We start from the raw sequence: 25,826 nt of genomic DNA on the forward strand, positions 1-25,826 counted from the left end.
GTCAGCTCCGCCGGTCGTCACGGCGCTCCCGGGGGCGGAAGAAGTCGCCCGGGTCCAGGTCGCCGTCGGCGAACCGGCCGACGACGAAGCCGATGGCGCCGAGTGCCGCCACCAGCAGGAAGGCGGCGAACCCGCCGAAGTATCCCGCGAAACCCAGTGCCATCCCGGCGATCATGCCGACCACGGCCATGCTGTTCATCGTGTGCGCTCCTTGGGCGGCGCCCGGCGGGCCCCTGATGCTGCTTGTTCTGCCCCGAGCCCGTCCGCTTATTGCAGTGCCGGGCGCTCTTCCTCGTCCACGTCGTCGTCCGGCACCCACACGTCACCGATGGTGATGTTGACCTCGACCACTTCGAGGCCCGTCATGCGTTCGACGGCGGCGACGACGTTCTCCCGTACGGTACGGGACACCTCGGCGAGGGACACGCCGTACTCCGCGACGATCTCCAGGTCGAGCGCCGCCTGCACCTCGCCCACCTCGGCCTTGATGCCGCGGGTGACGGACCGGCCGCCGCCGGGGACGCGCTCGCGCACCGCGTCCAGCGTGCGGGCCAGGCCGCCGCCCAGGGTGTGGACGCCGAGGACGTCCCGCGCCGCCATCCCCGCGATCTTCGCGACGACGCCGTCGGCGATGACGGTGTGCCCGCGGTCGCCCGGCGCGCACGTGCCGGGGCGGACGGGGTCGTCGGGTGACACCGGGTCGTCGGGAAGGCCGGTGGTGCCGGTGGTGCCGGTGCCCGGGTCGGTCATGGTCGGCTCGCTCCTTCCGGGGTGCGCTGCCCCCGCCCCACCCTTGTCACCCTAGGGCCGCCGCGGGTGACGTGGGCGGGGTGCGCGGGCCGAACGAGTGGCCGCCCCCTCGCCGCCGGGCCCTACTCCCCCAGCCCGGCGAGGTCACGGAAGCGGCGGGCCTGGGCGGCGCGCTCGGCGGCGCGCTGGGCGGCGTGGTCGCGCCCGGCGGCGTCGCGCAGCAGCGCCTTGGTCTCGACGAGGGCGTCCCGGGGCGCAGCGAGCAGCGCGGCGGTGAGGTCGTCGGTGGCCGCGGCGAGGTCGGCGGCGGGCACGACGAGGGTGGCGAGCCCGAGGCGCTCCGCCTCGTCGGCGCGCACCGCGCGGCCGGTGGCGCAGATCTCCAGGGCCCGCGCGTAGCCGACGAGGGAGACCAGCGGCTTCGTCCCGCCGAGGTCGGGGACGAGGCCGAGGGAGGTCTCCGGCATCCGGAAGGTCACGTCGTCGGCGCAGACGCGCAGGTCGCACGCGAGCGCGAGCTGGAAGCCCGCGCCGACCGCGTGGCCCTGCACGGCGGCGACGGTGACGACGTCGGGGCGGCGCCACCAGGTGAAACCGGCTTGGAAGCCGCTGAGCGCGGCGTCGAGGCGGGCGTCGTCCAGGTGGGCCAGCGCGGTGAACGACGGCTCGCCCTCGATGCCGTCGGCGGTGAACGCCTGCCGGTCGAGGCCCGCCGAGAAGGACGGTCCCTCGCCGCGCAGGACGACGATGCGCACGTCCCCCGGGAGCAGGCGTCCGGCCTCGGCCAGGGCGCGCCACATGGCGGGGGTCTGCGCGTTGCGCCGGTCGGGACGTACCAGCGTGACCGACGCCACGGCGTCTCGGACGGTGACACGCACACCGTCGCGGTCGAGCAGGCTCATGACGGCCTCCGGTTACCAGACGGTAGTACTGAGCAGTACACCGCAGCGTAACGGCCGGGCCGCCGGTCCTGTCAGGGGGTCGGGGTCTTCTTGCCGCGGGTGGCGCCGCCCCTGCCGCGCAGGGTGACGTCCGCCTCGCTGAGCATGCGGTGGACGAATCCGTAGCTCCGGCCGGTCTCCTCGGCCAGCGCCCGGATGCTCGCCCCGGACTCGTATTTGCGCTTGAGGTCTGCCGCGAGCTTCTCGCGCGCGGGGCCGGTCACCCGGCTGCCCTTCTTCAGAGTCTCGGCCACCCGTGCCTCCTCGTGGAAGTGCGCTGACGTGACTCTCATGATCACCCCTATCCGTCGTCCTGGCCACCCATTCGTCGGTGCCCGTACGACAAACGGATCACGGGAGGTGGGTTCCTGGGTGGGTCACGGCGGGGTGAACAGCAGGGGGCGGGGGGCGAATCCGCTGGTCAGCGCGGTGGGAGCGGGCCCGTGGGGACGACGGGGCCCCGGGCGTGGCGACACGCCGGGGTACCAGTCGTCCTCACTCAGATGAATGATCAAGCGTCGGCCGAATGATCCACCCGTACATGATCACCGGCGCCCGGCCGCACCGGGCGCCGGTCAGGCGAGGGCGACGAGGTCCGCGTAGTCCGGGCTCCACAGGTCCTCGACGCCGTCCGGCAGCATGATGATCCGCTCGGGCTGGAGGGCGTCCACCGCCCCCTCGTCGTGGGTGACGAGGACGACGGCGCCCGCGAAGCTGTGCAGGGCGCCCAGGATCTCCTCGCGGCTGGCCGGGTCCAGGTTGTTCGTCGGCTCGTCGAGCAGCAGGACGTTGGCGGACGAGACGACGAGCGTGGCCAGCGCGAGACGCGTCTTCTCGCCGCCTGACAGGACGCCAGCGGGCTTGTCCACGTCGTCGCCCGAGAAGAGGAACGAGCCGAGCGTCTTGCGCACGGACACCATGTCCAGGTCAGGCGCGGCCGAGCGCATGTTCTCCAGCACGCTGCGCTCCGGGTCGAGCGTCTCGTGCTCCTGCGCGTAGTAGCCCAGCTTGAGGCCGTGGCCCGGGCTGACCTCGCCGGTGTCCGGCTTCTCGACACCGGCCAGCAGCCGCAGCAGCGTCGTCTTGCCCGCGCCGTTCAGGCCGAGGATGACGACGCGTGAGCCCTTGTCGATGGCGAGGGAGACGTCGTTGAAGATCTCCAGCGAGCCGTACGACTTGGACAGGCCCTCCGCGGTGAGCGGCGTGCGTCCGCAGGGCGCGGGGTCGGGGAAGCGGAGCTTGGCGACCTTGTCCTGCTGGCGCTCGGCCTCCAGGCCGGAGAGCAGCCGCTCGGCGCGGCGGGCCATGTTCTGGGCGGCGGTCGCCTTGGTCGCCTTGGCGCGCATCTTGTCGGCCTGGGCGTTGAGGGCGGCGGCCTTCTTCTCGGCGTTGGCGCGCTCCCGCTTGCGGCGCTTCTCGTCGGCCTCGCGCTGGACGCGGTACTGCTTCCAGCCCATGTTGTAGACGTCGATCGCGGCGCGGTTGGCGTCCAGGTAGAAGACCTTGTTGACGACCGTCTCGACGAGGTCGATGTCGTGGGAGATCACGACGAGGCCGCCGCGGTACGTCTTCAGGAAGTCGCGCAGCCAGACGACGGAGTCGGCGTCGAGGTGGTTGGTCGGCTCGTCGAGCAGCAGGATGTCGGCGTCCGAGAAGAGGATGCGGGCCAGCTCCACGCGACGCCGCTGGCCGCCCGAGAGGGTGTGCAGCGGCTGGCCGAGGACGCGGTCGGGCAGTCCGAGGCTGGCGGCGATGGTCGCGGCCTCCGCCTCGGCGGCGTACCCGCCGCGGGTCAGGAACTCGGTCTCCAGGCGCTCGTAGCGGCGCATCGCCCGGTCGCGGACGTCGCCCTGACCGCTCGCCATGCGGTCCTCGCTCTCGCGCATGCCGCGCAGGACCGTGTCGAGGCCGCGGGCGGCGAGGATGCGGTCGCGGGCCAGGACGTCGAGGTCGCCGGTGCGGGGGTCCTGGGGCAGGTAACCGACCTCGCCGGTACGGGTGATGGCGCCACCGGCCGGGGTCCCCTCCCCCGCGAGGCACTTGGTGAGCGTGGTCTTGCCTGCGCCGTTGCGGCCGACGAGCCCGATCCGGTCGCCCTTCGCGATACGGAAGGAGGCGCTCTCGATGAGGATGCGGGCGCCGGCGCGCAGCTCGACTCCACTGGCGGTAATCATGGACGGGAACTCCGAAGCGGGACGTGGACGTGCGGACAGGGGCGACGGGCAACTGCCGGGGCGGCGTACGTCCGCTAAGCCACGAGGGGGCGAATGTCCATGCGGCCAGTCTAGCCGCGCCCGGCGACCGCTCCGTGGCCCCGGGGTGGGGGCGGGGCGTGCGCGGGCGCCCGGGGTGGCGGGACGCGGGCGTGGGACCGCCCGCGCGGCGGCGGGGCGGGACGTGCGCGCTGCGCGCGGGCCCCTCGCCGACGGGTGCCGCGCCCTGGTCAGGCGCCGCCCGCGTGGACCTGGAAGGCGGCGCGGCGTACGCGGCGCGCGCTCGCCGGGTCGGGGTGGGCGGCGGCGAGGGCCATGAGGACCTGCACGGTGCGCGGGTGGCCGCAGGTCCTGATGTCGGTGAGGAGCTGGGCGAGCGACGGCTGGGGCGCGGCGTCGAGGTGGTCGAGGAGGAGCCGGTCCGAGCCGTTCTCCTGGGCGGCGGACGCGGTGTCCACCCACAGCCAGGTGGCCTCCCCCGGGCTGAGGACGCCTTGGTGGGACTCGCCGTGGTCGCGGGGGTCGCCGCCCTCGTGGTCGGCGAGCCACAGGAGGGCGTACGGGCGGAGCACGGGCTCGGCGGCGGCGGCCCGTACGGCGGTGATGGCCGGGGCGCCGACGACGCGCAGGGCCTCGAAGGCGAGGCCGCGGATGAGGGCGTCCTCGCCCCGTGCGGCGTCGAGGAGTTCGGCGACGGCGGGCCCGGCGGCGCGGACGGCCAGCCAGGCGCGGTACTCGGCGCGGGAGGGGCCCGGCGTGAGGTTGGCGCAGCCGCGGAGCATCGCGACGGCGGACTGTTCGATGTTCCCGGCGCCCGCCGTGCTCTGGGCGGCGATGCAGATCTGCTCCAGCTTGGTCCACATGGCCCAGCTGCCGAGGTCGGTGAGACGGGCGCGCGCGGGGCGTGAGCCGCGGGCGTGCAGGGTGAGGGCGCCGGTCCCGGCGAGGGTGTCGAGGGCCCAGCCGAGGAGGCGTTCCTGTTCGGCCGCGTCGCTGTCGGCGGGTATGCCGGGGTCGTGGCGGTCGGCGCGCAGCTCGGAGACGCGGCGGGCGAGCAGGTCGATGAGCCCTTCCGCGGTGACGGGCCCGGCCGACAGGTGCATGACGGACAGCAGTTGCGGGAGGGCGGCGACGATGTCGGCGGCGGCGTGCGGGTCGGCGTCCGCGGGCGCGGGGCGGGAGAGCGACCAGGCGTCGAAGAGGGCGACCCAGCCGCGCAGCACGGCGGTGTCGTCGCGGTCCCAGGCGCGCAGACGCCAGCCGCCCCGTACGGTGCCGCCCGCGTCGGCCTGCTCGATGAGACCGGCGAGGCGGGCGCGGCCCCAGTGCTCGCTGACCTGAGCGCGGGTCAGGCCGAGGTCGGCCGCGGCGCGATGGAGCTCCGCCTCGGGGGAGGTGCCGTTGCTGTCGGCCCAGCGGGCGAGGCGTACGGCGTCGGCGAGGAGGGTGCGGGCCTGGGCGGCGAGGCGTTCCTGGGGGGCGATGCCCCGGGGAGGGCGTGGTGTGCGTCTGCCGACCGCGCTGCGCCTGCTGGTGGCGGCGCGCTGGGGAGGGGTCTGGGGGACAAGTCGCAACCGGGGCTCACGCGGAGTTCGGGACGTCACCCGAGCAGTTTCACCGGTCGGGCCCGGAATCCCAAACTCCCCGTACAGGAGCTTGTATGACGAGTCACATGAGCGGGGTGAGGAAGCGGCGGAGGACCTCCTCGTAGGCCGCCGGGTCGGCGTTCCACATGGCGGCGTGGCCCGCGTCGGGGACCGGGTGCAGGGTCGTCGTCCCCGGATGCCGCTCCACGAGGGCGCGCGACGCCTCCCACGGGGCGATCGTGTCGTCGGGGCCGTGGACGACGAGGACGGGCAGGGTGGTGCCCCTGCCCTTCTCGTCCAGGTCGGGCGGGGGTGCCTCGACGTCCTCTGCGGTGCGCACGGCCAGCGGCCACAGGGCGCCGGGGACGCCGCGGTGGCGGGCGAGGGCGCGGACGGTGGCGGCGGGGTCGAGGACCGGGGAGTCGAGGACGAGACCGGTGATCCGGCCGCGCAGCGGGGAGCGTACGGCGGTGTGCAGGGCCATGGTGGCGCCGGTGGACGTGCCGTACAGGACGACGCTGCGGGCCCCGCAGCGGACGGCGTGACGCAGGGCGGCCTCCGCGTCGGTCCACTCGGCGGAGCCGAGGCCGGTGGGCTCCGGCCGGTCGGCGTGCTCGTCGGGGTCGCCCGGGACGAGGACGGACAGCTCCTGGTGGTGGAGGAACGGCAGCAGGTTCAGGCTGAGTTCGCGCGTCGCGCCCAGGCCGTGGAGGACGACGACCCAGGTGTCGCGCAGCCCGGGCACGAACCAGGAGGGCATGGCGCCGCGGTCGCCCGTGACCTCGACCTCGGTGAAGTCGATGCCGAGGGCGCTGCCCGGGTCGCCCGCGTGGAGCTGGGGCGAGAGGGTGACGGCCGAACCGGGCGTCAGGTCGCCGTGGACGACGCGTTCGAGGCGGCGGACGACCGTGTCGGGGGTGCTGTCGGGCGCGTGGTCCACGACGGGGCCGACGATCGCGCGGCAGTCGTCGCCGACCAGGGCGTAGGTGCCCGGCAGGACGGACTCGGCGGTGCGGGTCAGCGTGACGCGGCCCGCCGCCGTCGCGTGCACGGTGAGCCGTGCCGTCGGGAAGGCCGCGGGGGTGCCGCGGGAACGGCGGTTGGTCACGGCGACGGCCAGGGCCGCTGCCGCTCCGGCACTCAGGAGTGTGGTGGCGGCAACAGCCGCCGTGGTGCGCCGACGCATGGTCCCCAGCATGGGCCCATGGCCGGGGATCGGCCACCGGGGAGCGGTGGCGGGTCAGTGCCTGCCGTAGCCGCGCAGGTGGGAGGCGACGTCGGCGAGGTCCTGGGGTGACAGGAGGGTGGGGCGCAGCCCGGGGACGGCGGAGGCGGCCAGCCACAGCTTGCACATCCATTCGAGCTGGGCCGTGTTGTCGTACGCCTGGCGCAGGTCGCGGCCGTGGACGAGCGTGCCGTGGTTGCGCAGGAGGCAGCCGCTGCGTTCCCGGAGTGCGGCGAGGGCGTGGGCGGCCAGTTCGTCGCTGCCGTACCGGGCGTAGGGGGCGACGCGTACGGGTCCGCCGAGGGCGGCCGTCATGTAGTGGACGGCGGGCAGTTCATCGACCAGGGTGGAGACGGCCGTGGCGTGCACGGCGTGGGTGTGGACGATGGCGCGTGCCGCGTCGGTGGCCCGGTAGACGGCCAGGTGCATCGGCAGTTCGCTGGTGGGTGGGAGCGAGCCGGTGATGCGGTGGCCGTCCAGATCGACGGCCAGCAGGTCACGGGGCCCGAGCTGGTCGTAGGGGACGCCGCTCGGGGTGACGAGGACGGCGTCCTCCTCGCGGCCCTCCACGCGCACCGAGAGGTTGCCCGAGGTGCCGACGACGAGGCCGTCGGTGACGGTCCGCCTGGCATGGTCGAGCAGCCCTTGCCATGCCCGGTGCCAACCATCAGGAACACGCCGCCGCAAATTCATCTGCTGTTCACCTGTTCACCTTACGTTAACGGCGTTTCCCCTCCGGCCCGCCGAATGATTGTCCAGGTACATGGAACACATCACGCTGCTGATCACCGTCGTGATCATCACGGCCCTGGCGTTCGACTTCACCAACGGATTCCACGACACGGCCAACGCGATGGCCACCACGATCTCGACCGGGGCCATGAAACCCCGTGCGGCGGTGGCGATGTCGGCCGCCCTGAATCTGATCGGCGCGTTCCTCTCCGTGGAGGTGGCCCGCACGATCTCCGGCGGGATCATCGACGAGGAGGCGGGCGTCAGACCCGAAGTGATCTTCGCCGGGCTCGTCGGCGCGATCGTGTGGAACCTCCTGACGTGGCTGGCGGGCCTGCCGTCCAGTTCCTCGCACGCCCTGTTCGGCGGGCTGATCGGCGCGACGCTGGCCTCCGTCGGCTCGGACGCGATCAACGGCGACGCGGTCGTCACCAAGGTGCTCATCCCGGCCGTGGCCGCGCCGCTGGTCGCGGGGGTCGCCGCGTTGCTCGCGACGCGGCTGACGTACCGCGTCACCCGCGGCACCGACGAGCGGTCCGCGGCGCGCGGTTACCGCACCGGCCAGATCGCCTCCGCCGCGCTCGTCTCGCTCGCGCACGGCACGAACGACGCGCAGAAGACCATGGGCGTCATGACGCTGGCGCTGATCGCGGGGGGTTCGCTGGCGCCGGGCGCCGACCCGCCGATGTGGGTCATCGCCTCGGCCGGTACGGCGATCGCGCTGGGCACGTACCTGGGCGGCTGGCGCATCATCCGCACGATGGGGCGCGGCCTCACCGACATCCGGCCGCCGCAGGGCTTCGCCGCGCAGACCGGCGCGGCGACCACGATCCTGGCGTCGTCGCACATGGGCTTCGCGCTCTCGACCACGCAGGTCTGCTCGGGCGCGGTGATGGGTTGCGGCCTCGGCCGCAAGGGCGGCGTCGTGCACTGGTCCACGGCGGCGCGGATGGTCGTCGCGTGGGGGCTGACGCTCCCGGCGGCCGGGCTCATCGGGGCGGGCGGCGCCGTGCTGGCCGACCAGGGTGACTGGGGTGTCGCGGCGGTCGCCGCGCTGCTGGTCGCGGCGTCGGCGCTCATCTGGTCGCTGTCGCGGCGGCAGCCGGTTGACCACTCGAACGTGAACGGCGACGAGGCCACCGACACGGACGCCGGCGCAGGTACCGGCGCGGGGTCGGGCACCGGCGCCGAGGTCGCCGCGCGCGGGGACGCCGTCCCTGCGGCGCAGGTGCCCGCCGTGCCCGCGCAGGTCGTCCTCCCCTCCCCCGGGCCGGTGGCGGCCCCGGCGCCCGCTCCCGCCACGGGCCCGCTCCCGTGACCGGCCGCCGCGTGACCCCGCCGTTCCCCCCGACCCCCGCTCCTGGACCGAGGTAATCCGATGGACATCGACTGGGGCACGCTCGCCCAGGTCATCGCCGTCTCCGTGGTGTTGACGGTGGCGCTGGTCGGCTTCTTCTCGCTCGGCATCCGCGCCGGTTCCTCCCCCCGGGCCGCCGTACGGCCGGTGGGCTACCTGGGCTACGCCCTGTGCGCGCTGGCGGTCGGCTACGGCATCTTCCTGATCACGGTGTGACCCCCGGCGGATCATCCGCGCGCAACAACGGTCAACATAGGTGCTGTTGACTGCTTTGCGTCGTGGGGAGCCTTCCGTGAGTCCGTCCGATCCGCCCGCCCTGCTCGTCGTGCACGAGGGCCCGCTGAACGACGAGGGGACGGCGGCGCTCCGCGCGTTCGTCGGCGCGCTCCCCGACCGGCCGGGGGCGGCGGGCGTGCCGGTGGTGGCGCCGGGAGCCGACGCCCCCGCGGACGCCGTGACGGTCGCGCTCGACGGCGCAGCCGTGGCCCCCGAGCTGCTGCACGCCCTGGAGCGGCGCATCGGCGACGTGCTGAAGCTCGCGGAACGGGCCGACACGACCGTGCTGTTGGCCGCGCCCGGCTCGCCCGACCCCGAGGCGAACGCGGCGGTCCACCGGACGGCCCGGCTGCTGTGGGAGGGCAGCGGGCTGGCGGGCGTCGAGGTGGCCTTCGCCTCCGTGGCGGCGCCCGACGTGCCCTCGGGCCTCGACCGCTGCGTGGCCCTCGGGGCGCGACGGATCGTGGTGCTCCCCCTCGCCGTCCTCCCCGGCGGCCCGGCCGACCGCGCCCGCGCGCAGGCCGAGGGCTGGGCCGCGGCGCGGACGGGGACCGAGGTGCGCCACGCGGACGTCGTCGGGCCGGTGGACGAGCTGGCCGACCTCGTGCTCGCGCGCTACCGCGCGGCGCTGGACGCGGACCGGTGCGACGCCTGCGGGCACCGCGTGGGGACGGCGGCGGCGCGCTGAACCGGGCCGGTGGGCGGCGCCCCGTGGGCAGGGGCGCCGCCCGGCCGCCGGTCAGGCGGAGCGGCGGCGGCGTGTGACCCAGACGGTGGCCGCGCCCGCCGCGAGCAGGGCCGCGGCGCCGCCGACCATCAGCGGCGTGCCGGAGCCGCCGCCGGTCTCGGCGAGGTCGGGGCCGGTCTCCTCCCCGCCGCCGGTCTGCGGCCTGGTGCCCTCGCCGTCCGCCGGGGGCGCCTCGGTGCCCGGCTCCTCGCCCGGCTCCTCACCGCCCGGCTGCTCGGGCTCCTCGCCGCCCGGTTCCTCGGTGGCGGCCGGGGACGTGCAGGCGGCCTCGGCGAGGGTCAGCTCGCCGGTGACCTCGGCGACGTTCAGGTTCAGCGGGTTGACGTCCACGGCGAGGCGCAGGGCGGCGGCCGAGGCGTCGGCTTCGGTCGTCTCGGTGCGGGAGAGGTCGAGGGTGACCTCGCCGACGCCTGGCACGTCCACGACGGTGGAGCCGGTCGCGCTCAGCTCGACGCGCTGCCCGAGGACGGTGAGGGCGGCGGGCATCGTGACGTCGGCGGTCGGCGCCTCGCCGGTGGCGCAGACGGCGCTGGCGCCGACCACGTCGGCCTCGACCAGCGCGGCACCCGGCAGGCCGGGGAGGTGCACGCGGGCGTTCACGAGCGACACCTCGGCGGACGCGCCGTCGCGCGGGTCCGAGGTGGCGGTCGCGGAGGCGACCTCGGCGCGCAGCAGCTCGAACGGGTCGCCGCCCGCGACGCCGTCCAGCGTGGCGGTGAGCAGCGTCTCGTCGGCGGTGCCGCCGCCGTCGGGCGCGGCGACCTCGTTGAGCGCGACGGAGAGCGGCAGTTCGAGCGTGCGGTTCAGCAGCGCGACGTTCAGGCCGGTACGGAGCACCGCCGCGTTCGCGGTCCCGCCGTCGGGGGTGTCGTCGGCGGCGACGGCTGCCGGGGCGAGGGCCCCGAGGAGTGCCGCGGCGGTGGCGACGGCTGCGGCGGTGGGCCGGCGGAAGGCGGAGTTGGACACGGGTGACTTACCCCTTCGCGAAGGATGGACGCCGCCGGGTGTGCGGCGGCGTCCGGGACGTCGGTCATCCTTCGACGCCTGCGGGGTGAAAGGGCTGTGAATGCGCCCGCTTCACTCGATCGGGCGTAGTTGGGGAGGTTTAGGCAACCACCTGTCCGCGCAGCACCACGCGCCGCGGGTGCGCCAGGACGCGGACGTCCGCGCGGGGGTCGGACGGGTAGACGACGAGGTCGGCAGGGGCGCCCTCGGTGAGCCCCGGACGGCCGAGCCAGGCGCGGGCGCCCCAGGTGGCCGCCGAGAGGGCGTCGGACGCCGGGAGACCGGCCCTGGCCAGCTCGGCGACCTCGGCGGCGATCAGCCCGTGCGCGAGGCTGCCGCCCGCGTCCGTCCCGGCGTAGACGGGCACCCCGGCCTCCCAGGCGGCGCGGACGGTGCGGTACCTGCGCGAGTGGAGCCGCCGCATGTGGGCGGCCCAGCGCGGGTACTTGGCGTCGCCCCTGTCGGCGAGGCCGGGGAATGTCGCGATGTTGACGAGCGTGGGCACGATGGCGACGCCGTGCTCGGCGAAGAGCGGGACGGTGTCCTCGGTGAGCCCGGTGGCGTGCTCGACGCAGTCGATCCCGGCCTCCACGAGGTCGCGCAGCGCGTCCTCGGCGAAGCAGTGGGCGGTGACACGGGCGCCCTCGGCGTGCGCGGCGGCGATCGCGGCGCGGGCGGCGTCCGGCGGCCAGCAGGGGGCGAGGTCGCCCGTGGTCCGGTCGATCCAGTCGCCGACGAGCTTCACCCAGCCGTCGCCCCGGCGCGCCTCCCGGCGGACGGTGGCGACGAGTTCCTCGGGCTCGACCTCGGCGGCGTAGCCGCGGATGTAGCGCTGCGGGCGGGCGATGTGGCGGCCCGCGCGGATGATCCGCGGCAGGTCGGGGCGCGCGTCGGTCCAGCGGGTGTCGGCGGCCGATCCGGCGTCGCGCAGCAGCAGGGCGCCCGCGTCGCGTTCGGTGAGGGCCTGCCGTTCGGTCTCGGCGGTGTCCACGGCGCCGTCGCGGCCGAGGCCGACGTGGCAGTGCGCGTCCACGAGGCCGGGCAGCACCCAGCCGTCGAGCGTGACGGTGTCGCGGTCGGTGGCGGGCGGGGTGTGGCTGATCCGGCCGCCGACGACCCACAGCTCGTCCCGTACGTCGTCGGGACCGGCGAGGACGCGTCCCGTGAGATGGAGGTCGGGCACGGGCCCCATGATCACACGCACGCGGCGGCCTGGACGCACGGGCGAGGGTGGCATGCCCTGTCGAACAGTTCCGGCGGACGGTACGCCGCGGAAGGCACGGCGCGGGGACGTCCCGGCGCCCGCGCGCGGCCCCGGCCCCCGGATTCCCCCACACGCTCCGCAGGGAATCCGACACGGAAAGCAAGAAGGAAGGCGCAATCCCGGAGGCGGGAATTCCGGCGGTTTTCCACTGCGTTTATCCGTCGAATAAGAGGGTGAGCTTACCGGCGCACTTCTGCCCGCTCTCCTCGACCCCAAACCCCCCTTCGCGAAGTTTTCCGACGGTCACCGGATCAGGCCAAGAAGGTCATACGGACGTTACACATCTGTGATGAGGTCCACAAAGTCGCCCCTTTTGTCCGGTAACTAACGGACAGAACGGGTGTTTTCTCCGCCCGGATCACACCGGTTCACGCGCGCGTTACCACGGCGGGACAGCCTTGGTAACCCCGGGCCGCCATGCGTTATCCGGCGTCGCTGGGTAAATTCAATCTCCATGACCCCCGCACAACCAGACCCCGTAGGTACCGAAATCGATGCCCGTCACGGAGAGCGTGACGGCGCACACGACCGAGCACCCGGCACTGTGCGAGACCGTGATTTCCCGGCCGGGCACGACGACCTCGTCCTCGACTCCCCGATGCCCGCCGACGGAGCCGCGCTGTGGCGTATCGCCCGCGACTCCCGCGTCCTTGACCTGAACTCCTCCTACAGCTACCTGCTGTGGTGCCGCGACTACGCGGCGACCTCTATCGTGGCCCGCGACGGATCGGGCGAGGCGGTCGGCTTCATCACCGGGTACACCCGTCCGGAGGCGCCGCGCACCCTGCTGGTCTGGCAGGTGGCGGTCGATCACGCGCAGCGTGGCAAGGGCGTCGCCGCCGCCATGCTGGACGCCCTGGTCCTGCGTGCGGGGAGCGCGCGGGGCGTGGACGCCGTCGAGACCACCGTCACCCCCGACAACCACGCCTCCGACCGGCTGTTCACGGCGTTCGCCGCACGCCACGGCGCCGTCGTGGAGCGTGAGGTGCTGTTCGACGCCGCGCTCTTCCCCGAGGGCGGGCACGCGCCCGAACTGCTGTACCGCATCGGGCCGGTGGGCGCCCGCGACGGGGCGCCCCGTCCGTGACCGGGCGCGCGTCCGGCCGCTCACCGGACCACCGCCGTCCGCCCGCCAGAACCCCGAGAGACCTCGCAGACCAGGAGAAAGCCGTGACCACCACCCAGCCCGCCCCGAGTGTCTTCACGACCCTGGAGTCGGAGGTGCGCAGCTACTGCCGCGCCTGGCCGACCGTCTTCGACCGCGCACGCGGCAGCCGGATGTACGACGAGGACGGCCGCGAGTACCTCGACTTCTTCGCCGGGGCGGGATCGCTCAACTACGGCCACAACAACCCGGTCCTGAAGCGCGCCCTGCTGGACTACCTGGAGCGCGACGGCGTCACGCACGGGCTCGACATGTCCACGACGGCGAAACGGGCGTTCCTGGAGACGTTCAGGAGCGTCGTCCTGGAGCCCCGCGGGCTGGACCACAAGGTCATGTTCCCCGGGCCGACCGGCACCAACGCCGTGGAGGCCGCGCTGAAGCTGGCCCGCAAGGTGAAGGGGCGCGAGGCGATCGTGTCGTTCACCAACGCGTTCCACGGCATGTCGCTCGGCGCGCTGGCGGTCACGGGCAACGCGTTCAAGCGCGCCGGGGCGGGCATCCCGCTGGTGCACGGCACGCCGATGCCGTTCGACGACTACCTCGACGGCCGGACGCCCGACTTCATCTGGTTCGAACGGCTCCTGGGCGACGCCGGTTCCGGGCTGAACAAGCCCGCCGCCGTCATCGTGGAGACGGTGCAGGGCGAGGGCGGCATCAACGTCGCGCGGGCCGAGTGGCTGCGCGGCCTCGCCGACCTGTGCAAGCGGCACGACATGCTGCTGATCGTGGACGACATCCAGATGGGCTGCGGGCGGACCGGCGCGTTCTTCTCCTTCGAGGAGGCCGGGATCGTGCCGGACATCGTGACGCTGTCGAAGTCCATCAGCGGCTACGGGCTGCCCATGTCGCTGGTGCTCCTGGCGCCCGAGCTGGACATCTGGGAGCCGGGCGAGCACAACGGCACCTTCCGCGGCAACAACCCGGCGTTCGTCACGGCCGCCGCCGCGCTCGACATGTACTGGTCGGACGGCGGGATGGAGAAGCAGACCCTCAGCCGGGGCGAGCAGGTCGAGACGGCGCTGCGGCAGTTGGCCGCCGAGCACGCGGGCGCCGCCTACCGGGGCCGCGGGCTCGTCTGGGGCCTGACGTTCGAGGACCAGGACCGGGCGACGGCGGTCTGCCGCCGCGCGTTCGAACTGGGGCTGCTGATCGAGACGTCGGGGCCGCAGAGCGAGGTCGTGAAGCTGCTGCCCGCGCTGACCGTCACGCCGGAGGAACTGGACGAGGGACTGCGGACGCTGACCCGCGCGGTGCGCGAGACGGCCTGAACGGGCCGCCGCCACCACCGCCACGCCACCGCCGCACCGCAAGCAGACGACGAAGGGGAGAAGCGTGATCGTCCGATCGTTGAAGGACATCGAGGGCACCGACCGGGACGTCAGGTCGGCCTCGGGCACCTGGCGCAGCAAGCGCATCGTGCTCGCCAAGGAGGGCGTCGGCTTCTCGCTGCACGAGACGGTGCTCTACGCGGGCACGGAGACCCGCATGTGGTACGCGAACCACATCGAGGCCGTCCTGTGCGTCGAGGGCGAGGCCGAGCTGACCGACGAGGGGACGGGCGAGACGTACGAGATCACGCCGGGGACCATGTACCTGCTCGACGGCCACGAGAAGCACACGCTGCGCCCGCGCACCGACTTCCGCACGATCTGCGTCTTCAACCCGCCGGTCACCGGCCGGGAGGACCACGACGAGAACGGCGTCTACCCGCTGCTGACCGAGGCCCCCGCCTCCTAGGGCCAGCCGCGCCGACGACACGGAAGTACCGAGCACCGAAGGAGAGGAGTCAGTCATGACAGCCGCACCCGAGCGGACAGCCGACCTGTACCCCACGCGGGGCGCGACCGAGGTGGCCACGCCGCGCCAGGACCCGGTGGTGTGGGCGGGCACCGACGCGCCAGGCCCCTTCGCGGCCGGGGAACTGGCGGCGTTCGAACGGGACGGGTTCGCCTCGGTGGAGCAGCTGATCACGCCGGACGAGGTCGCCGTCTACCGGGCCGAGCTGGACCGCCTGGTCGGCGACCCGCGGATCAGGGCGGACGAGCGGTCGATCGTGGAGTCGGCGTCCGGCGAGATCCGCTCGGTCTTCGAGGTGCACCGGATCAGCGAGGTGTTCGCCGCGCTGGTGCGTGACCCGCGGGTCGTGGAGCGCGCGCGGCAGATCCTCGGCTCCGAGGTGTACGTCCACCAGAGCCGGATCAACGTGAAGCCGGGCTTCGGTGCCAGCGGGTTCTACTGGCACTCGGACTTCGAGACCTGGCACGCGGAGGACGGGATGCCGCGGATGCGCGCGGTGTCGGTGTCGATCGCGCTGACCGAGAACCTGGACACCAACGGCGGGCTGATGATCATGCCGGGCTCGCACGAGTCGTTCCTCGGCTGCGCGGGCGAGACGCCGCGCGACAACTACAAGAAGTCGCTCCAGATGCAGGACGCGGGGACGCCGTCGGACGAGGCGCTGACGGGCTTCGCCGACCGGCACGGCATCAAGCTGTTCACCGGGGCAGCCGGTTCCGCGACCTGGTTCGACTGCAACTGCATGCACGGCTCGGGCGACAACATCACCCCGTACCCGCGCAGCAACGTGTTCCTCGTCTTCAACAGCGTGGAGAACGCGGCCGTCGAGCCGTTCGCGGCGCCGGTGCGGCGCCCCGAGTTCATCGGCGCGCGGGACTTCACGCCGGTGCGCTGACCCGCCGACGCGGCGCCGCCGCGCGGGGACGGACGGGCCCGGACACCCCTGGGGTGCCCGGGCCCGCGCGGTCGTTCAGGTGCCGATCACGCCGCCGTCGCGCCTGCGGACGACGACGGTCGCCGAGCGCGGACGGCCCTCGGGGTCGAAGTCGGGCCAGTTGCTGACGGCCCGCGGGTCCTCGGGGCTCGGGGCGCCCCAGGCGGTCGTGGCCTCGCCCGGGTGCTGGACGTTCACGAACATCGTCCTGCGGTCGGGCGTGAACGTGACGCCGCTGATCTCCGAGCCGCGCGGGCCGGTGAGGAAGCGGCGGATCTCGCCGGTGCGCGGGTCGGCGGCGAGCATCTGGTTGTTGCCGATGTTCTCGTGGCCGCGCTCCGGCAGGTTCTGCGTCGAGTTGGAGACGTCGGTCTGGATCCACAGCCGGCCGTCGGCGTCGAACGCGAGGCCGTCGGGCGAGCCGAAGACGTCGCGCGCGTCCAGGGTCGTCTCCGGGTCGTGGGCCGGGTCGCCCGCGAGGAGGAACAGGTCCCACTCGAACGTCGTCGCGGTGTTGTCGCGGCGGCGCTCGGTCCAGCGGACGATGTGGCCGTACGGGTTGGGGCGGCGGGGGCTGACCGCGCTGTCCCAGCCGCTGCCGTTCGTCAGCGTGCAGTAGACGTCCTGGTTCTCCGGGTTGACGGAGATCCACTCGGGCCGGTCCATGCGCGTCGCGCCCAGCGCGTCGGCCGCCTCGCGGGTGCGCAGCAGGACGTCCGCCTGGTCGGCCCAGCCGTTCCTGCGGGTGAGCGGGCCGCGGCCGTGCTCCAGGGGCAGCCAGGTGCCGGTGCCGTCGTCGTCGAAGCGGGCGACGTAGAGCGTGCCGTGGTCGAGCGGGCTGCGGCCGAGGGCGCGCTGCACCCGCCAGTTGCCCTGGCCGACGAACTTGTAGATGTAGTCGCCGTCCTGGTCGTCACCGGTGTACGCGACGATCCGGCCGCGCGACTCGGTGACGGTGCAGCCCTCGTGCTTCACGCGGCCGAGTGCGGTGCGCTTCACGGGCTTGGCGCGCGGGTCCTGCGGGTCGATCTCGACGACCCAGCCGAAGCGGTTGATCTCGTTCGGGTTCTCGGCGAGGTCGAAGCGCGGGTCGGCGAGGTGCCAACGGAAGCCGCCGCCGGTGCGCGAGACGCCGTAGCGGGCCTGGCTGGGCGTGGGCTCCCAGTCGGGGTCCTCGGTGCCGAAGTAGTTGTTCCAGTTCTCCTCGCACGTGAGGTACGTGCCCCAGGGGGTCCAGCCGTTGGAGCAGTTGTTGAGCGTCCCGGCGGGGGCGCCCTCCGCGCGCAGGGCGGGGTGGTCGGCGCGGACGGGTCCTGAGAACGTGACGGGCGTGCTGCCGGTGATGCGGCGGGCGCGGCGCGACTCGGCGACGCGCCACGTGTCGCCGCGCCGCTCGATCTCCACGACGCTGACGCCGTGCGCGGCCAGGGCCTTGGCGACCTTCTCGGCCGTCATCTCCTCAGGGCCGTCCGGGAACAGCAGTTCCTGATCGACGTACTCGTGGTTCAGCACCAGCAGGCCGCGGCGGCTGCCCTCCGCGCCGCGCCCGAGGGGGAAGTAGTGCATGCCGTCGTGGTTCATGCCGATCTGCTCGGCCTGCTCCTCGGCCGAGTTGCCCGCGTCGGACCGCCAGGCCGGGCCGCTGGGGCGTACCGGGGTGCCCCAGGGGATGAGGACCTGCGTGACGTAGCCCTCCGGCACGGCGAACGTGTCGTCGGTGCTGGTGGGCACCGGCCGGAAGCCGAGCAGGTCACGGCCGTGCCGTGCCGGTGCGGCGGCGGGCGCGGCCGTCGCGGCGGACGCCGCCGAGGCGGTGCCCGCGCCCGCGCCCGCCGCGATCAGGAACCCCGCGGCGGCGGCTGTCCCGCCGCGCAGGGCGGTCCGGCGGGACAGCCGCGTCGCGGCCACCTCGCCGAAGGTGCGGTTGCCGGAGGGGTTGGAGCTGACGTCGTCCGGGTCGATCTCCGGGAACACGGGCAGCTGACCTGACATCGCGTGACCTCACGTGTGGACGGCATGACGTTCACGTGAGGCTAGGAGCCGCCGGTGGCGCGAAGAAGCCCCGAAGGTGAACGTCCGGCCACCTCCATTCGTACGGCGTATTCATCCGCGCTGTCCCGGCGCGTTCAGCCCCGCGCCTCCACCCTGACGCACCCCGTTCACCCGGCGGGGCAGGCCGAGGGGGTTGTCGTCGCGCAGTTCCGGCGGGAGCAGCGCGGGCGGCGTGCTCTGGTAGGCGACGGGGCGCAGCCAGCGTTCGATCGCCGTGGCGCCGACCGAGGTGAACAGGGAGGTGGTGGCCGGGTAGGGGCCGCCGTGGTGCTGGGCGGGGGTGACGGCGACGCCGGTGGGCCAGCCGTTCACGAGGACGCGCCCGGCGAGCGGGGTGAGGGCGGCGAGGAGGGCGCGGCCGGTCGCGGTGTGTTCACCTCCGGTCTCGGACGGGGCGAGGTGGACCGTCGCGGTGAGGCTGCCGCCGAGGCGGGCGAGGACGGCGGCCGGGCCGTCGGCGTCGGCGTCGGCGTCGGCGTCGTGGCGGACGACGACGGTGACGGGGCCGAAGCACTCGTCGAGCAGCAGGTCGTGGGGCCCGTCGGCGGCGAGCCGCGCGGCGTCCACGGTGAGGAAGCCGGGCACGACGGTGCCGTCCGCGCCGGGGCCGGGGGCGACAGGCGCCTCGACGCCGTCGAGCGCGGCGCGCGCGGCGACGCCGGAGACGAACGCCTCGCGCATCCCGGCGTCGAGCAGCACGCCGGGCGCGGCCTCGGCGACCTGCCCGGCGAGCGCGGCCACCAGGGCGTCGCCCGCCTCGCCGCGCGGGACGAACACGAGCCCCGGCTTGGTGCAGAACTGGCCGGTGCCGAGCGTCATGGAGGCGGCGAGCCCGGCGCCGATCTCCCCGGCCCGCTCGCGCGCGGCGCGCTCGGTGACGACGACCGGGTTCAGGCTGCCCAGTTCGCCGTAGAAGGGGATGGGCACGGGCCGGGCCGCGGCGGTGTCGAACAGCGCGCGGCCCCCGCGTACGGAGCCGGTGAAGCCCGCCGCGGTGACCAGCGGGTGCCCGATGAGGTCGATGCCCGCCCGGAAGCCGTGCACGAGGGTGAGCACGTCCTCGGGCAGCCCGGCGTCGGCGGCGGCCAGGCGCAGGGCGGCGGCGGCGCGTTCCGAGGTCTCGGGGTGGTCGGGGTGGGCCTTGACGACGACGGGGCAGCCCGCGGCCAGGGCGCTGGCGGTGTCGCCGCCCGGCACGGAGAAGGCCAGCGGGAAGTTGGAGGCCGCGTAGACGGCGACGACGCCGAGCGGCACCTTGTGGCGGCGCAGGTCGGGGCGTGGCGGGGTGGCGGACGGGTCGGCGTGGTCGATGACGACGCCGAGCGCGCCGCCGTCCAGGACCTCGTCGGCGAAGGCGAGGAACTGCCCCGTGGTGCGGGCGAGTTCACCGGTGAGCCGGGGGACGCCGAGGGCCGTCTCGGCGTCGGCCGCGGCGATCAGCTCGGGCCCGGCCTGGGTCAGCCGGTCGGCCGCCGCGCGCAGCAGGGCGACGCGCCGGTCACGGTCGGCGAGGGCGGCGCGGGTGGCGTGCGCGGCGCGGACGGCGGCGTCCACGGCGGCGGCCGTGGCCTCCCCGGCGACCCGCACCCGCCGCGTCCCGGTCCGCGGGTCCACGCTCCACACTGGTTCGGCCACCGGGCCCGTCCCTCCTGTCACGCGACGCACAGTTCGATATACTGAACGACGTCTCCGTATGTGAATAACGGGACTGTAGTATGTGGCTGCGGCGCGATTCAAGGGGGTCAGGTCGGATGGCAGTGCCGGAGACGGGCGGAGCCCAGGTCAAATCGGCGGTACGCACGGTCGAGCTGCTGGAGTTCTTCGCCGGGCAGCCCGGCATGCACTCCCTCGCCGACGTGCAGACGGCCGTCGGCTACCCCAAGTCGAGCCTGTACATGCTGCTGCGCACGCTCGTGGAGCTGGGCTGGGTCGAGACCGACGCGACCGGCACCCGGTACGGGATCGGCGTCCGCGCCCTGCTGGTCGGCACGTCCTACATCGACGGCGACGAGGTGGTGGCCGCGGCGCGGCCGACGCTCGACCGGCTCTCGGACGACACGTCGGAGACGATCCACCTCGCCCGCCTCGACGGCACCAACGTCGTCTACCTCGCGACGCGTCAGTCGCAGCACTACCTGCGGCCGTTCACCCGCGTCGGACGGCGGCTGCCCGCGCACTCCACCTCGCTCGGCAAGGCACTGCTGGCGACGCACTCGGACGACCAGGTGCGCGCGCTGCTGCCGGAGAAGCTGGAGCCGCTGACCGAGCACTCCCTCACCGACCGCGAGCGGCTGATCGAGGAGCTGCACGTCATCCGCGAGCGCGGCTACGCCATCGACCGCGAGGAGAACACGCTCGGGCTCACCTGCTTCGGCATCGCGATCCCCTACCGCCGCCCGGCGCGGGACGCGATCAGCTGCTCGGTGCCGGTGGCGCGCCTGCGTCCCGGGCACGAACAGCTCATCCGCGAGGCGCTGTTCGACGCCCGCGACCGGCTGGCGCTGGCCACGCGCCACCTGTGAGCCGCCCCGGCGGCGGCCGGACCGTCAGTGGTGCCAGGGCAGTTCGACCGGCTCGGCCGGGACGCGGCCCGCGATCAGGCCGGTGAGCAGCGGCGCGAGGCCGAGCGGGACGACGCGCTCGGTCGTCGCGGCTATCTCCGGCAGGCCCCACCAGCGGTGCTCCGTCACGGCCGACCGTTCGTACGCCTCCATCGCGCCGGTGTCCACCTCGTGCGCGACGACGCGGTGGAGGAAGAAGACGTCCTCGACCCAGCCGGTCAGCCACTCCCCCGACAGGTACCCGTGGGTGCGGGCCACCGGCGCGCCCAGTTCCGCGCCGGTGACCCGCAGGCCGATCTCCTCCCGCAGTTCCCGCGCCGCCGCGGCGGGCAGCGCCTCGCGCGCCTTGACCCCGCCGCCTGGGGTGAGCCACTCGGCGGTGGACGTCCTGCGGTCCTCCGTGCGCAGGAGCAGCAGCCGGTCCTGGGCGTCGAGGAGGAGGACGCGTGCCGTGCGGCGGTCGAAGCGGCGTGCTCTGCGGAACAGTCCCATGAGGGTCAGTCAACACCGAGCAGTTGCTCGACGGGGTCGATCCCGAAGTAGACGACGAACAGGGCGGCCGTCAGCCACAGCAGCCAGCTGACCTCCCTGGTGCGGCCGAGGACGACCTTCAGGACGACGTAGGTGATGAACCCGGCGCCGATGCCGTTGGTGATCGAGTACGTGAACGGCATGACCGCGATGGTGACGAAGGCCGGGATGGCGATCGCGTAGTCGGTCCAGTCGATGCGGCCGACCTGCACCATCATCAGGAAGCCGACGGCGACCAGCGCGGGCGCGGCGGCCTGCGGCGGGACGACGGCGGCCAGCGGCGACAGGAAGAGCGCGGCGGCGAACAGGCCGCCCGTGACGAGGTTCGCGAGGCCCGTCCGCGCACCCTCGCCGACACCGGCGGCCGACTCGACGAATGACGTGTTGGACGACGCGGACGCGGCGCCGCCCGCGGCGGCGGCCAGGCCGTCCACGAACAGCAGGCGGCCCAGGCGCGGCACCCGCCCGTTCTCGTCCAGCAGCCCGGCCTCGCCGGTGACGCCGACGGCCGTGCCCATGGTGTCGAAGAAGTCGGTCAGGAAGAGCGTGAAGACCAGCAGGACGACGGTGACCGTGCCGACCTCGCCGAAGGCGCCGAAGAGGCTGAAGTCGCCCAGCAGGCCGAGGTCGGGGCTCGCCACGACGTCGTCGGGCAGCGTCGGCGCGGTGACGCCCCAGGCCGCGTCGTCGATGTCGGCGATCGCGTTGACGACGATCGCGAAGACCGTCATGACCAGGATGCTGATGAGGATCGCGCCCTTGACCTTGCGGGCCATGAGCGCCAGCGTCAGGAGCAGGCCGAGGCAGAAGACGAGGACGGGCCAGCCGTGCAGTTCGCCGGTGCCGCCGAGGCTCAGCGGCGGGGAGCCCGCGAGGCCGGTGGTGAAGCCCGCGTCCACGAAGCCGATCAGCGCGATGAACAGGCCGATGCCCACGCCGATGGCCTGCTTGAGGCCCATCGGGATGGCGTTCATCACGGCCTCGCGCAGCCCGGTCGCGGACAGGACGCACAGGATGATGCCCTCGATGACGATGAGGCCCATCGCGTCGGGCCAGGTCATCTGCGGGGCGATCTGGAAGGCGAGCATCGCGTTGATGCCCAGGCCGGCCGCGAGGGCGAGCGGCAGGTTGGCGGTGATGCCCATCAGGACGGTCATGACCGCCGCGACGAGGGCGGTCACGGTGACCAGCTGCGGGAACGACAGCTGGTCACCGTTGATGTCCTGGACGTTGTCGCCGCCCAGGATCAGCGGGTTGAGGACCAGGATGTAGGCCATCGCGAAGAACGTGACGAGTCCGCCGCGCACCTCCCGGCCTATCGTGGAGCCGCGCTCCGAGATCTGGAAGAAGCGGTCCAGGCGCTGCGCAGGCGCAGAGGGCATGACGTCATCCTCGGTAACGGGGTGGGGGGAACGGGTGTACGGGGACCCCGGGATTCTGCCTGCTCAGCAGCGTGGGGAGGTTTTCCCTGTGTAACACGATGCGGCACCGTTACGGAATCGCGCCCTCCGCCTCAGCCGCCCAGGGCCACCGCCACGGCGTCCAGGTCGGCGTCCGACGCGAGGCCGAAGTGGTAGAGCCGCAGCTCGGTGGCGCCGAGCCCGGCCGCGTGGCGCGCGTCGTCGGCGAGCGTGGCGGGGCTGCCGCCCATCCCCGCGACCACGGGGAAGTTGGCCACGACGGTGTGATGTGCGTCACGGTGCGGGGCGAAGGGGGCGAGGACGTCCGCGCGGGCCGTCGCTCCCCCGGCGCAGGGCAGGACGACGCCGTCGGCGTGCGCGAGGACACCGGCCGGGTCCACGCCCGCGTTGGCGCCGCAGCGGTGCGGCGCCGGGTCGGCGTGCAGCAGGACGCGGAAGCCCTCGACGCCCCGCCTGGCCGCCTCCTCACGGACGGCGGCGACCGCCGCCCGCTGGAACCGGTCGGCGGTCGCGCCGCGCCAGGCGGCCACGGCGGCGGCCGTCTCCTCCCCCAGCAGCTCGCGTACCGCAGCCCACTCGTCCGCCCGGTAGGCGGGGCGCGGCCTGGCGGGGCCGTCCGTCCAGAACGGTTCGAGCGCCTTCGCGACCTGCGCGCGCAGCGCGTCGGGGTCGAGGCCGTGGGCGGCGGCGCCCGCGCGGCAGATGTCGCAGAAACACAGGGACATGAGGAAGCCGCCGACGCCGCCGAGCCCCGCGCCGCCGATCTTGTCGTGCGCGTGGAGGTGGTCGAGGCCGTACCAGCCGCAGGACTCCAGCTCGGTGCCGCGCGCCCCCGGCCGCACGGCCGCCTCGGCGGCGAGCGTCACGGCGTAGTCGCGCACCTCGGGGCGGGCGATGCAGGGGGCCCAGGGGTAGCGGTCGCCGTAGGCGTTGACGACGGTGCTCTGCGGATGTTCCTCGCCGAGCCGGGTGTTGTGGGCGAGGATCACCCAGGTGTGGACGTCGAGCCCCGCGGCGGCCAGGGCGTCCGCCGCCTCGCCGTACGGGTCCTCGCCCGGCAGCCAGCCCTGCGGGTACGGCCGCAGCGCGCGGCGCGACCAGCGGCTGCCCGGCGGGTAGTAGACGGCGGCGTGCCGCGCGGTGACGACGCGGTGCGCCGGGTGGCGCGGGGTGAGCGCGCGCGTCGAGTGGTAGGCGGCGGCCAGGGTCGCCTGGGCGACGCCGAGGGAGGCGAGCCGGTCGGCGGCGGCCGGGTCGCCCGCGACGTCCCAGGGGTACACGAACGCGCCCGCGCGCGGGAGGGCCGTCACGGCTTCACCAGCGTGAGGCCGGTCTCGACGAGCCGGGCGAGGCGCTCCACGTGCGCGGGCTCGGGCTCGCTGAACGGGGCGCGGACCGGGCCGACGTCCAGGCCGCGCAGCCGCACGCCCGCCTTGACGAGCGAGACGGCGTAGCCGCGGCCCTGGTTGCGCAGCTCGACCAGCGGCCGGTAGAAGCCGTCGAGCAGCGCCGTCGTCGTCTCCCGGTCGTCGGCGGCGAGGGCGGCGTGGAAGGCGAGGGCGATCTCGGGCGCGAAGCAGAACACGGCGGACGAGTAGAGGTGCACGCCGAGGCCGCGGTAGGCGAGGCCGGTGAGCTCCGCGGTGGGCAGGCCGTTGAAGTAGCGGAACGCGCTGCCGGGCAGCTCGGCGCGGACGGCGGAGATCGTGCGCTGGAGGAGGTCGAGGTCGCCGAGGCCGTCCTTCAGGCCGACGATGCCCGGGGTACGGGCGAGGCGGACGACGGTCTCCGGCGTGAAGACGGCGTTGTCGCGCTGGTAGACGATGACGTCGAGGGCGGTGGCGGCGGCGATCGCGGCGTAGTGGCGGACGAGGCCGTCCTGCGGCGCGACGACGAGGTAGGGCGGCAGGGCGAGCAGGCCGTCGGCGCCCGCCGCCTCGGCACGGCGGGCGAGGTCCACGGCCATGCCCGTGCCGTACCCGGTCCCGGCGACCACGGGCACGGCCCCGGCCGTCACCTCGACGGCGGTGGCGACGACGGCGCCGAACTCGTCGGGCGTCAGGGCGTGGAACTCGCCGGTGCCGCAGGCGGCGAAGACGGCGCCCGCGCCGGCGTCGATCCCGGCGCGGACATGGGCGCGGTAGGCGTCGAGGTTCACGGAGCCGTCGGGACCATAGGGGGTCACCGGGAAGAACAGCAGTCCCCCGAGGCGTCCGGCGAGCGCGGCTTCGGTCATGCACATCTCCCTGGCCGTACACAGTGGTGATCGGTGTCCATATTCCTGAACGAACACGCTAGTTCAGGGCCGATTGAGCGGTCAAGTTGCCGTTGACGTGCGGGTAGTCTCTCTTTAGCCTGTCCCCATATATGAACGCCGCGCGAGGGAACGCACCGAGGGACGGAGCCGGGATGACCGCAGCTCAGCACACCGATCGCACGCTTCTGCTCACCGGCGCGGCGGGGGGTGTCGGGACGCTCATGCGGGAGCTGCTGCCCGCGTACGGCTACCGGCTGCGCCTGTTCGACGCGCTGCCCGTGCCCGGCGCGCCCGACGCCGTGACCGCCGACCTCCACGACCGGGACGCGCTCGCCGCCGCCGTGCGCGGCTGCGACGCGATCCTCCACCTGGCCGGGATCTCGCTGGAATCGACGTTCGAGAAGGTCCTGCGCGCCAACATCGAGGGCACCTACCACCTGTACGAGGCCGCCCGCGCCGAGGGCGTGCGCCGGGTGATCTTCGCGTCGAGCAACCACGCGGTGGGCCACACGCCGTGGCCGAAGCCGGACGAGCCGCGCGTCCCCGTCGCCACGCCGCACCGGCCCGACACGTTCTACGGGCTCTCCAAGTGCTTCGGCGAGGACCTGGCGCAGTTCTACTGGGACAAGTTCGGCATCGAGACGGTGTCCGTGCGCATCGGCTCGTGCTTCCCCGAGGTGACCTCGGTGCGGATGCTGTCGGTCTGGCTCAGCCCGGCCGACGGGGCGCGGCTCTTCCACGCGGCGCTGAGCGCCGAGGACGTCGGCCACACCGTGGTCTACGGCTCGTCGGCCAACACCCGCGCCGTGTGGGACCTGTCGGCGTCCAAGGCGCTGGGCTACGAGCCGCGCGACGACTCGGAGGTCTTCGCCGAGGCGCTGATCGCGCGGGAGGGCGAGCTGGACACCACGCGCCCCGACCAGGCGTACCTGGGCGGCCACTTCGTCACGGACCCGCCGATCTGGCCGCGCTGAGCCGCCGTGGCCGCCGTGGTCCCGGGCGGGGGGACGT

General features: G+C 74.1%; 25 protein-coding genes. 9 read left to right on the forward strand and 16 right to left on the reverse strand.

The features are described 5' to 3' along the window. Nucleotide 1 precedes the first annotated feature (1 nt). The 8 genes from IF27_RS23125 to IF27_RS23160 form a co-directional block, all read right to left on the reverse strand. Entirely contained in the window at nucleotides 2-199 is a 198-nt protein-coding gene (locus IF27_RS23125; RefSeq protein WP_052851674.1) for a hypothetical protein, read from the reverse strand. Between the two features lie 68 nt (nucleotides 200-267). Beyond that, nucleotides 268-750 carry an Asp23/Gls24 family envelope stress response protein gene (locus IF27_RS23130; RefSeq protein WP_110946179.1) on the reverse strand — a complete coding sequence of 161 codons (483 nt, stop codon included), beginning with the start codon at nucleotides 748-750 and terminating at the stop codon, nucleotides 268-270. A 122-nt stretch (nucleotides 751-872) separates the two neighbouring features. After that, entirely contained in the window at nucleotides 873-1,652 is a 780-nt protein-coding gene (locus IF27_RS23135; RefSeq protein WP_052851675.1) for an enoyl-CoA hydratase/isomerase family protein, read from the reverse strand. A 71-nt stretch (nucleotides 1,653-1,723) separates the two neighbouring features. Further along, nucleotides 1,724-1,945, reverse strand: coding sequence for a helix-turn-helix domain-containing protein (locus IF27_RS23140; RefSeq protein WP_052851676.1), 222 nt, complete (start codon nucleotides 1,943-1,945; stop codon nucleotides 1,724-1,726). A gap of 321 nt (nucleotides 1,946-2,266) precedes the next feature. Then, nucleotides 2,267-3,865, reverse strand: coding sequence for an ABC-F family ATP-binding cassette domain-containing protein (locus IF27_RS23145; protein WP_052851677.1), 1,599 nt, complete (start codon nucleotides 3,863-3,865; stop codon nucleotides 2,267-2,269). A gap of 269 nt (nucleotides 3,866-4,134) precedes the next feature. After that, complete coding sequence (locus IF27_RS23150) at nucleotides 4,135-5,508, reverse strand: hypothetical protein (protein ID WP_110946180.1); 1,374 nt, start codon at nucleotides 5,506-5,508, stop codon at nucleotides 4,135-4,137. Between the two features lie 64 nt (nucleotides 5,509-5,572). Next, complete coding sequence (locus tag IF27_RS23155) at nucleotides 5,573-6,676, reverse strand: alpha/beta hydrolase (protein ID WP_052851852.1); 1,104 nt, start codon at nucleotides 6,674-6,676, stop codon at nucleotides 5,573-5,575. A gap of 54 nt (nucleotides 6,677-6,730) precedes the next feature. Continuing rightward, nucleotides 6,731-7,408 carry a class II aldolase/adducin family protein gene (locus tag IF27_RS23160; protein ID WP_052851679.1) on the reverse strand — a complete coding sequence of 226 codons (678 nt, stop codon included), beginning with the start codon at nucleotides 7,406-7,408 and terminating at the stop codon, nucleotides 6,731-6,733. 70 nt (nucleotides 7,409-7,478) lie between these two features. Here IF27_RS23160 and IF27_RS23165 point away from each other — a divergent pair, with 70 nt between their 5' ends. The 3 genes from IF27_RS23165 (at nucleotide 7,479) to IF27_RS23175 (ending at nucleotide 9,768) form a co-directional block, all read left to right on the forward strand. Further along, nucleotides 7,479-8,765 carry an inorganic phosphate transporter gene (locus IF27_RS23165; protein WP_052851680.1) on the forward strand — a complete coding sequence of 429 codons (1,287 nt, stop codon included), beginning with the start codon at nucleotides 7,479-7,481 and terminating at the stop codon, nucleotides 8,763-8,765. 60 nt (nucleotides 8,766-8,825) lie between these two features. Continuing rightward, entirely contained in the window at nucleotides 8,826-9,020 is a 195-nt protein-coding gene (locus IF27_RS23170; protein ID WP_052851681.1) for a hypothetical protein, read from the forward strand. 76 nt (nucleotides 9,021-9,096) lie between these two features. Continuing rightward, nucleotides 9,097-9,768, forward strand: a complete 672-nt coding sequence (locus IF27_RS23175) for a CbiX/SirB N-terminal domain-containing protein (protein WP_052851682.1) — start codon at nucleotides 9,097-9,099, stop codon at nucleotides 9,766-9,768. A 51-nt stretch (nucleotides 9,769-9,819) separates the two neighbouring features. Here the strand turns inward: IF27_RS23175 and IF27_RS23180 are convergent, their stop codons facing one another. After that, nucleotides 9,820-10,794: an SCO1860 family LAETG-anchored protein gene (locus IF27_RS23180; protein ID WP_052851683.1), complete on the reverse strand. Its 975-nt coding sequence runs from the start codon at nucleotides 10,792-10,794 to the stop codon at nucleotides 9,820-9,822. A 139-nt stretch (nucleotides 10,795-10,933) separates the two neighbouring features. Beyond that, the gene (locus IF27_RS23185; RefSeq protein ID WP_052851684.1) at nucleotides 10,934-12,025 is read right to left on the reverse strand and encodes an amidohydrolase family protein; all 1,092 of its coding nucleotides are present in this window, start codon (nucleotides 12,023-12,025) and stop codon (nucleotides 10,934-10,936) included. Between the two features lie 670 nt (nucleotides 12,026-12,695). On the opposite strand from IF27_RS23185, the gene ectA reads away from it, so the two are divergent. The 4 genes from ectA (at nucleotide 12,696) to thpD (ending at nucleotide 15,954) form a co-directional block, all read left to right on the forward strand. Further along, complete coding sequence (gene ectA, locus IF27_RS23190) at nucleotides 12,696-13,184, forward strand: diaminobutyrate acetyltransferase (protein ID WP_052851853.1); 489 nt, start codon at nucleotides 12,696-12,698, stop codon at nucleotides 13,182-13,184. Nucleotides 13,185-13,267: 83 nt separating this feature from the next. Continuing rightward, nucleotides 13,268-14,530: a diaminobutyrate--2-oxoglutarate transaminase gene (ectB, locus tag IF27_RS23195; RefSeq protein WP_052851685.1), complete on the forward strand. Its 1,263-nt coding sequence runs from the start codon at nucleotides 13,268-13,270 to the stop codon at nucleotides 14,528-14,530. A 64-nt stretch (nucleotides 14,531-14,594) separates the two neighbouring features. Continuing rightward, complete coding sequence (locus IF27_RS23200) at nucleotides 14,595-14,999, forward strand: ectoine synthase (protein WP_052851686.1); 405 nt, start codon at nucleotides 14,595-14,597, stop codon at nucleotides 14,997-14,999. Nucleotides 15,000-15,054: 55 nt separating this feature from the next. Beyond that, nucleotides 15,055-15,954: an ectoine hydroxylase gene (gene thpD / locus IF27_RS23205; protein WP_052851687.1), complete on the forward strand. Its 900-nt coding sequence runs from the start codon at nucleotides 15,055-15,057 to the stop codon at nucleotides 15,952-15,954. Between the two features lie 75 nt (nucleotides 15,955-16,029). On the opposite strand, the gene IF27_RS23210 is transcribed toward thpD, so the two are convergent. Further along, nucleotides 16,030-17,985, reverse strand: a complete 1,956-nt coding sequence (locus IF27_RS23210) for a PhoX family protein (RefSeq protein WP_052851688.1) — start codon at nucleotides 17,983-17,985, stop codon at nucleotides 16,030-16,032. Between the two features lie 111 nt (nucleotides 17,986-18,096). Then, on the reverse strand, nucleotides 18,097-19,680 hold the full coding sequence (locus tag IF27_RS23215; protein WP_052851689.1) for an aldehyde dehydrogenase (NADP(+)): 1,584 nt from the start codon (nucleotides 19,678-19,680) through the stop codon (nucleotides 18,097-18,099). Between the two features lie 116 nt (nucleotides 19,681-19,796). Here IF27_RS23215 and IF27_RS23220 point away from each other — a divergent pair, with 116 nt between their 5' ends. Further along, nucleotides 19,797-20,567 (forward strand): IclR family transcriptional regulator, encoded by a 771-nt coding sequence (locus tag IF27_RS23220; protein ID WP_052851690.1) that lies wholly within the window; start codon nucleotides 19,797-19,799, stop codon nucleotides 20,565-20,567. A gap of 24 nt (nucleotides 20,568-20,591) precedes the next feature. Here IF27_RS23220 and IF27_RS23225 read toward each other — a convergent pair whose 3' ends face one another. The 4 genes from IF27_RS23225 to IF27_RS23240 form a co-directional block, all read right to left on the reverse strand. Then, nucleotides 20,592-21,098, reverse strand: a complete 507-nt coding sequence (locus IF27_RS23225; protein ID WP_052851691.1) for an NUDIX domain-containing protein — start codon at nucleotides 21,096-21,098, stop codon at nucleotides 20,592-20,594. 5 nt (nucleotides 21,099-21,103) lie between these two features. Beyond that, nucleotides 21,104-22,519: an NCS2 family permease gene (locus tag IF27_RS23230; protein ID WP_052851692.1), complete on the reverse strand. Its 1,416-nt coding sequence runs from the start codon at nucleotides 22,517-22,519 to the stop codon at nucleotides 21,104-21,106. Nucleotides 22,520-22,650: 131 nt separating this feature from the next. Further along, nucleotides 22,651-23,868: a hypothetical protein gene (locus tag IF27_RS23235; protein ID WP_052851693.1), complete on the reverse strand. Its 1,218-nt coding sequence runs from the start codon at nucleotides 23,866-23,868 to the stop codon at nucleotides 22,651-22,653. Beyond that, the gene (locus IF27_RS23240; protein WP_052851694.1) at nucleotides 23,865-24,794 is read right to left on the reverse strand and encodes a 5-dehydro-4-deoxyglucarate dehydratase; all 930 of its coding nucleotides are present in this window, start codon (nucleotides 24,792-24,794) and stop codon (nucleotides 23,865-23,867) included. The genes IF27_RS23235 and IF27_RS23240 overlap by 4 nt, the downstream gene beginning before the upstream one ends. Before the next feature lie 173 nt (nucleotides 24,795-24,967). On the opposite strand from IF27_RS23240, the gene IF27_RS23245 reads away from it, so the two are divergent. Further along, nucleotides 24,968-25,789 carry an NAD-dependent epimerase/dehydratase family protein gene (locus tag IF27_RS23245; RefSeq protein WP_052851695.1) on the forward strand — a complete coding sequence of 274 codons (822 nt, stop codon included), beginning with the start codon at nucleotides 24,968-24,970 and terminating at the stop codon, nucleotides 25,787-25,789. The last annotated feature ends 37 nt before the right edge of the window (nucleotides 25,790-25,826 follow it).

Source organism: Streptomyces avicenniae (assembly GCF_000719135.1).
GTDB lineage: Bacteria > Actinomycetota > Actinomycetes > Streptomycetales > Streptomycetaceae > Streptomyces > Streptomyces avicenniae.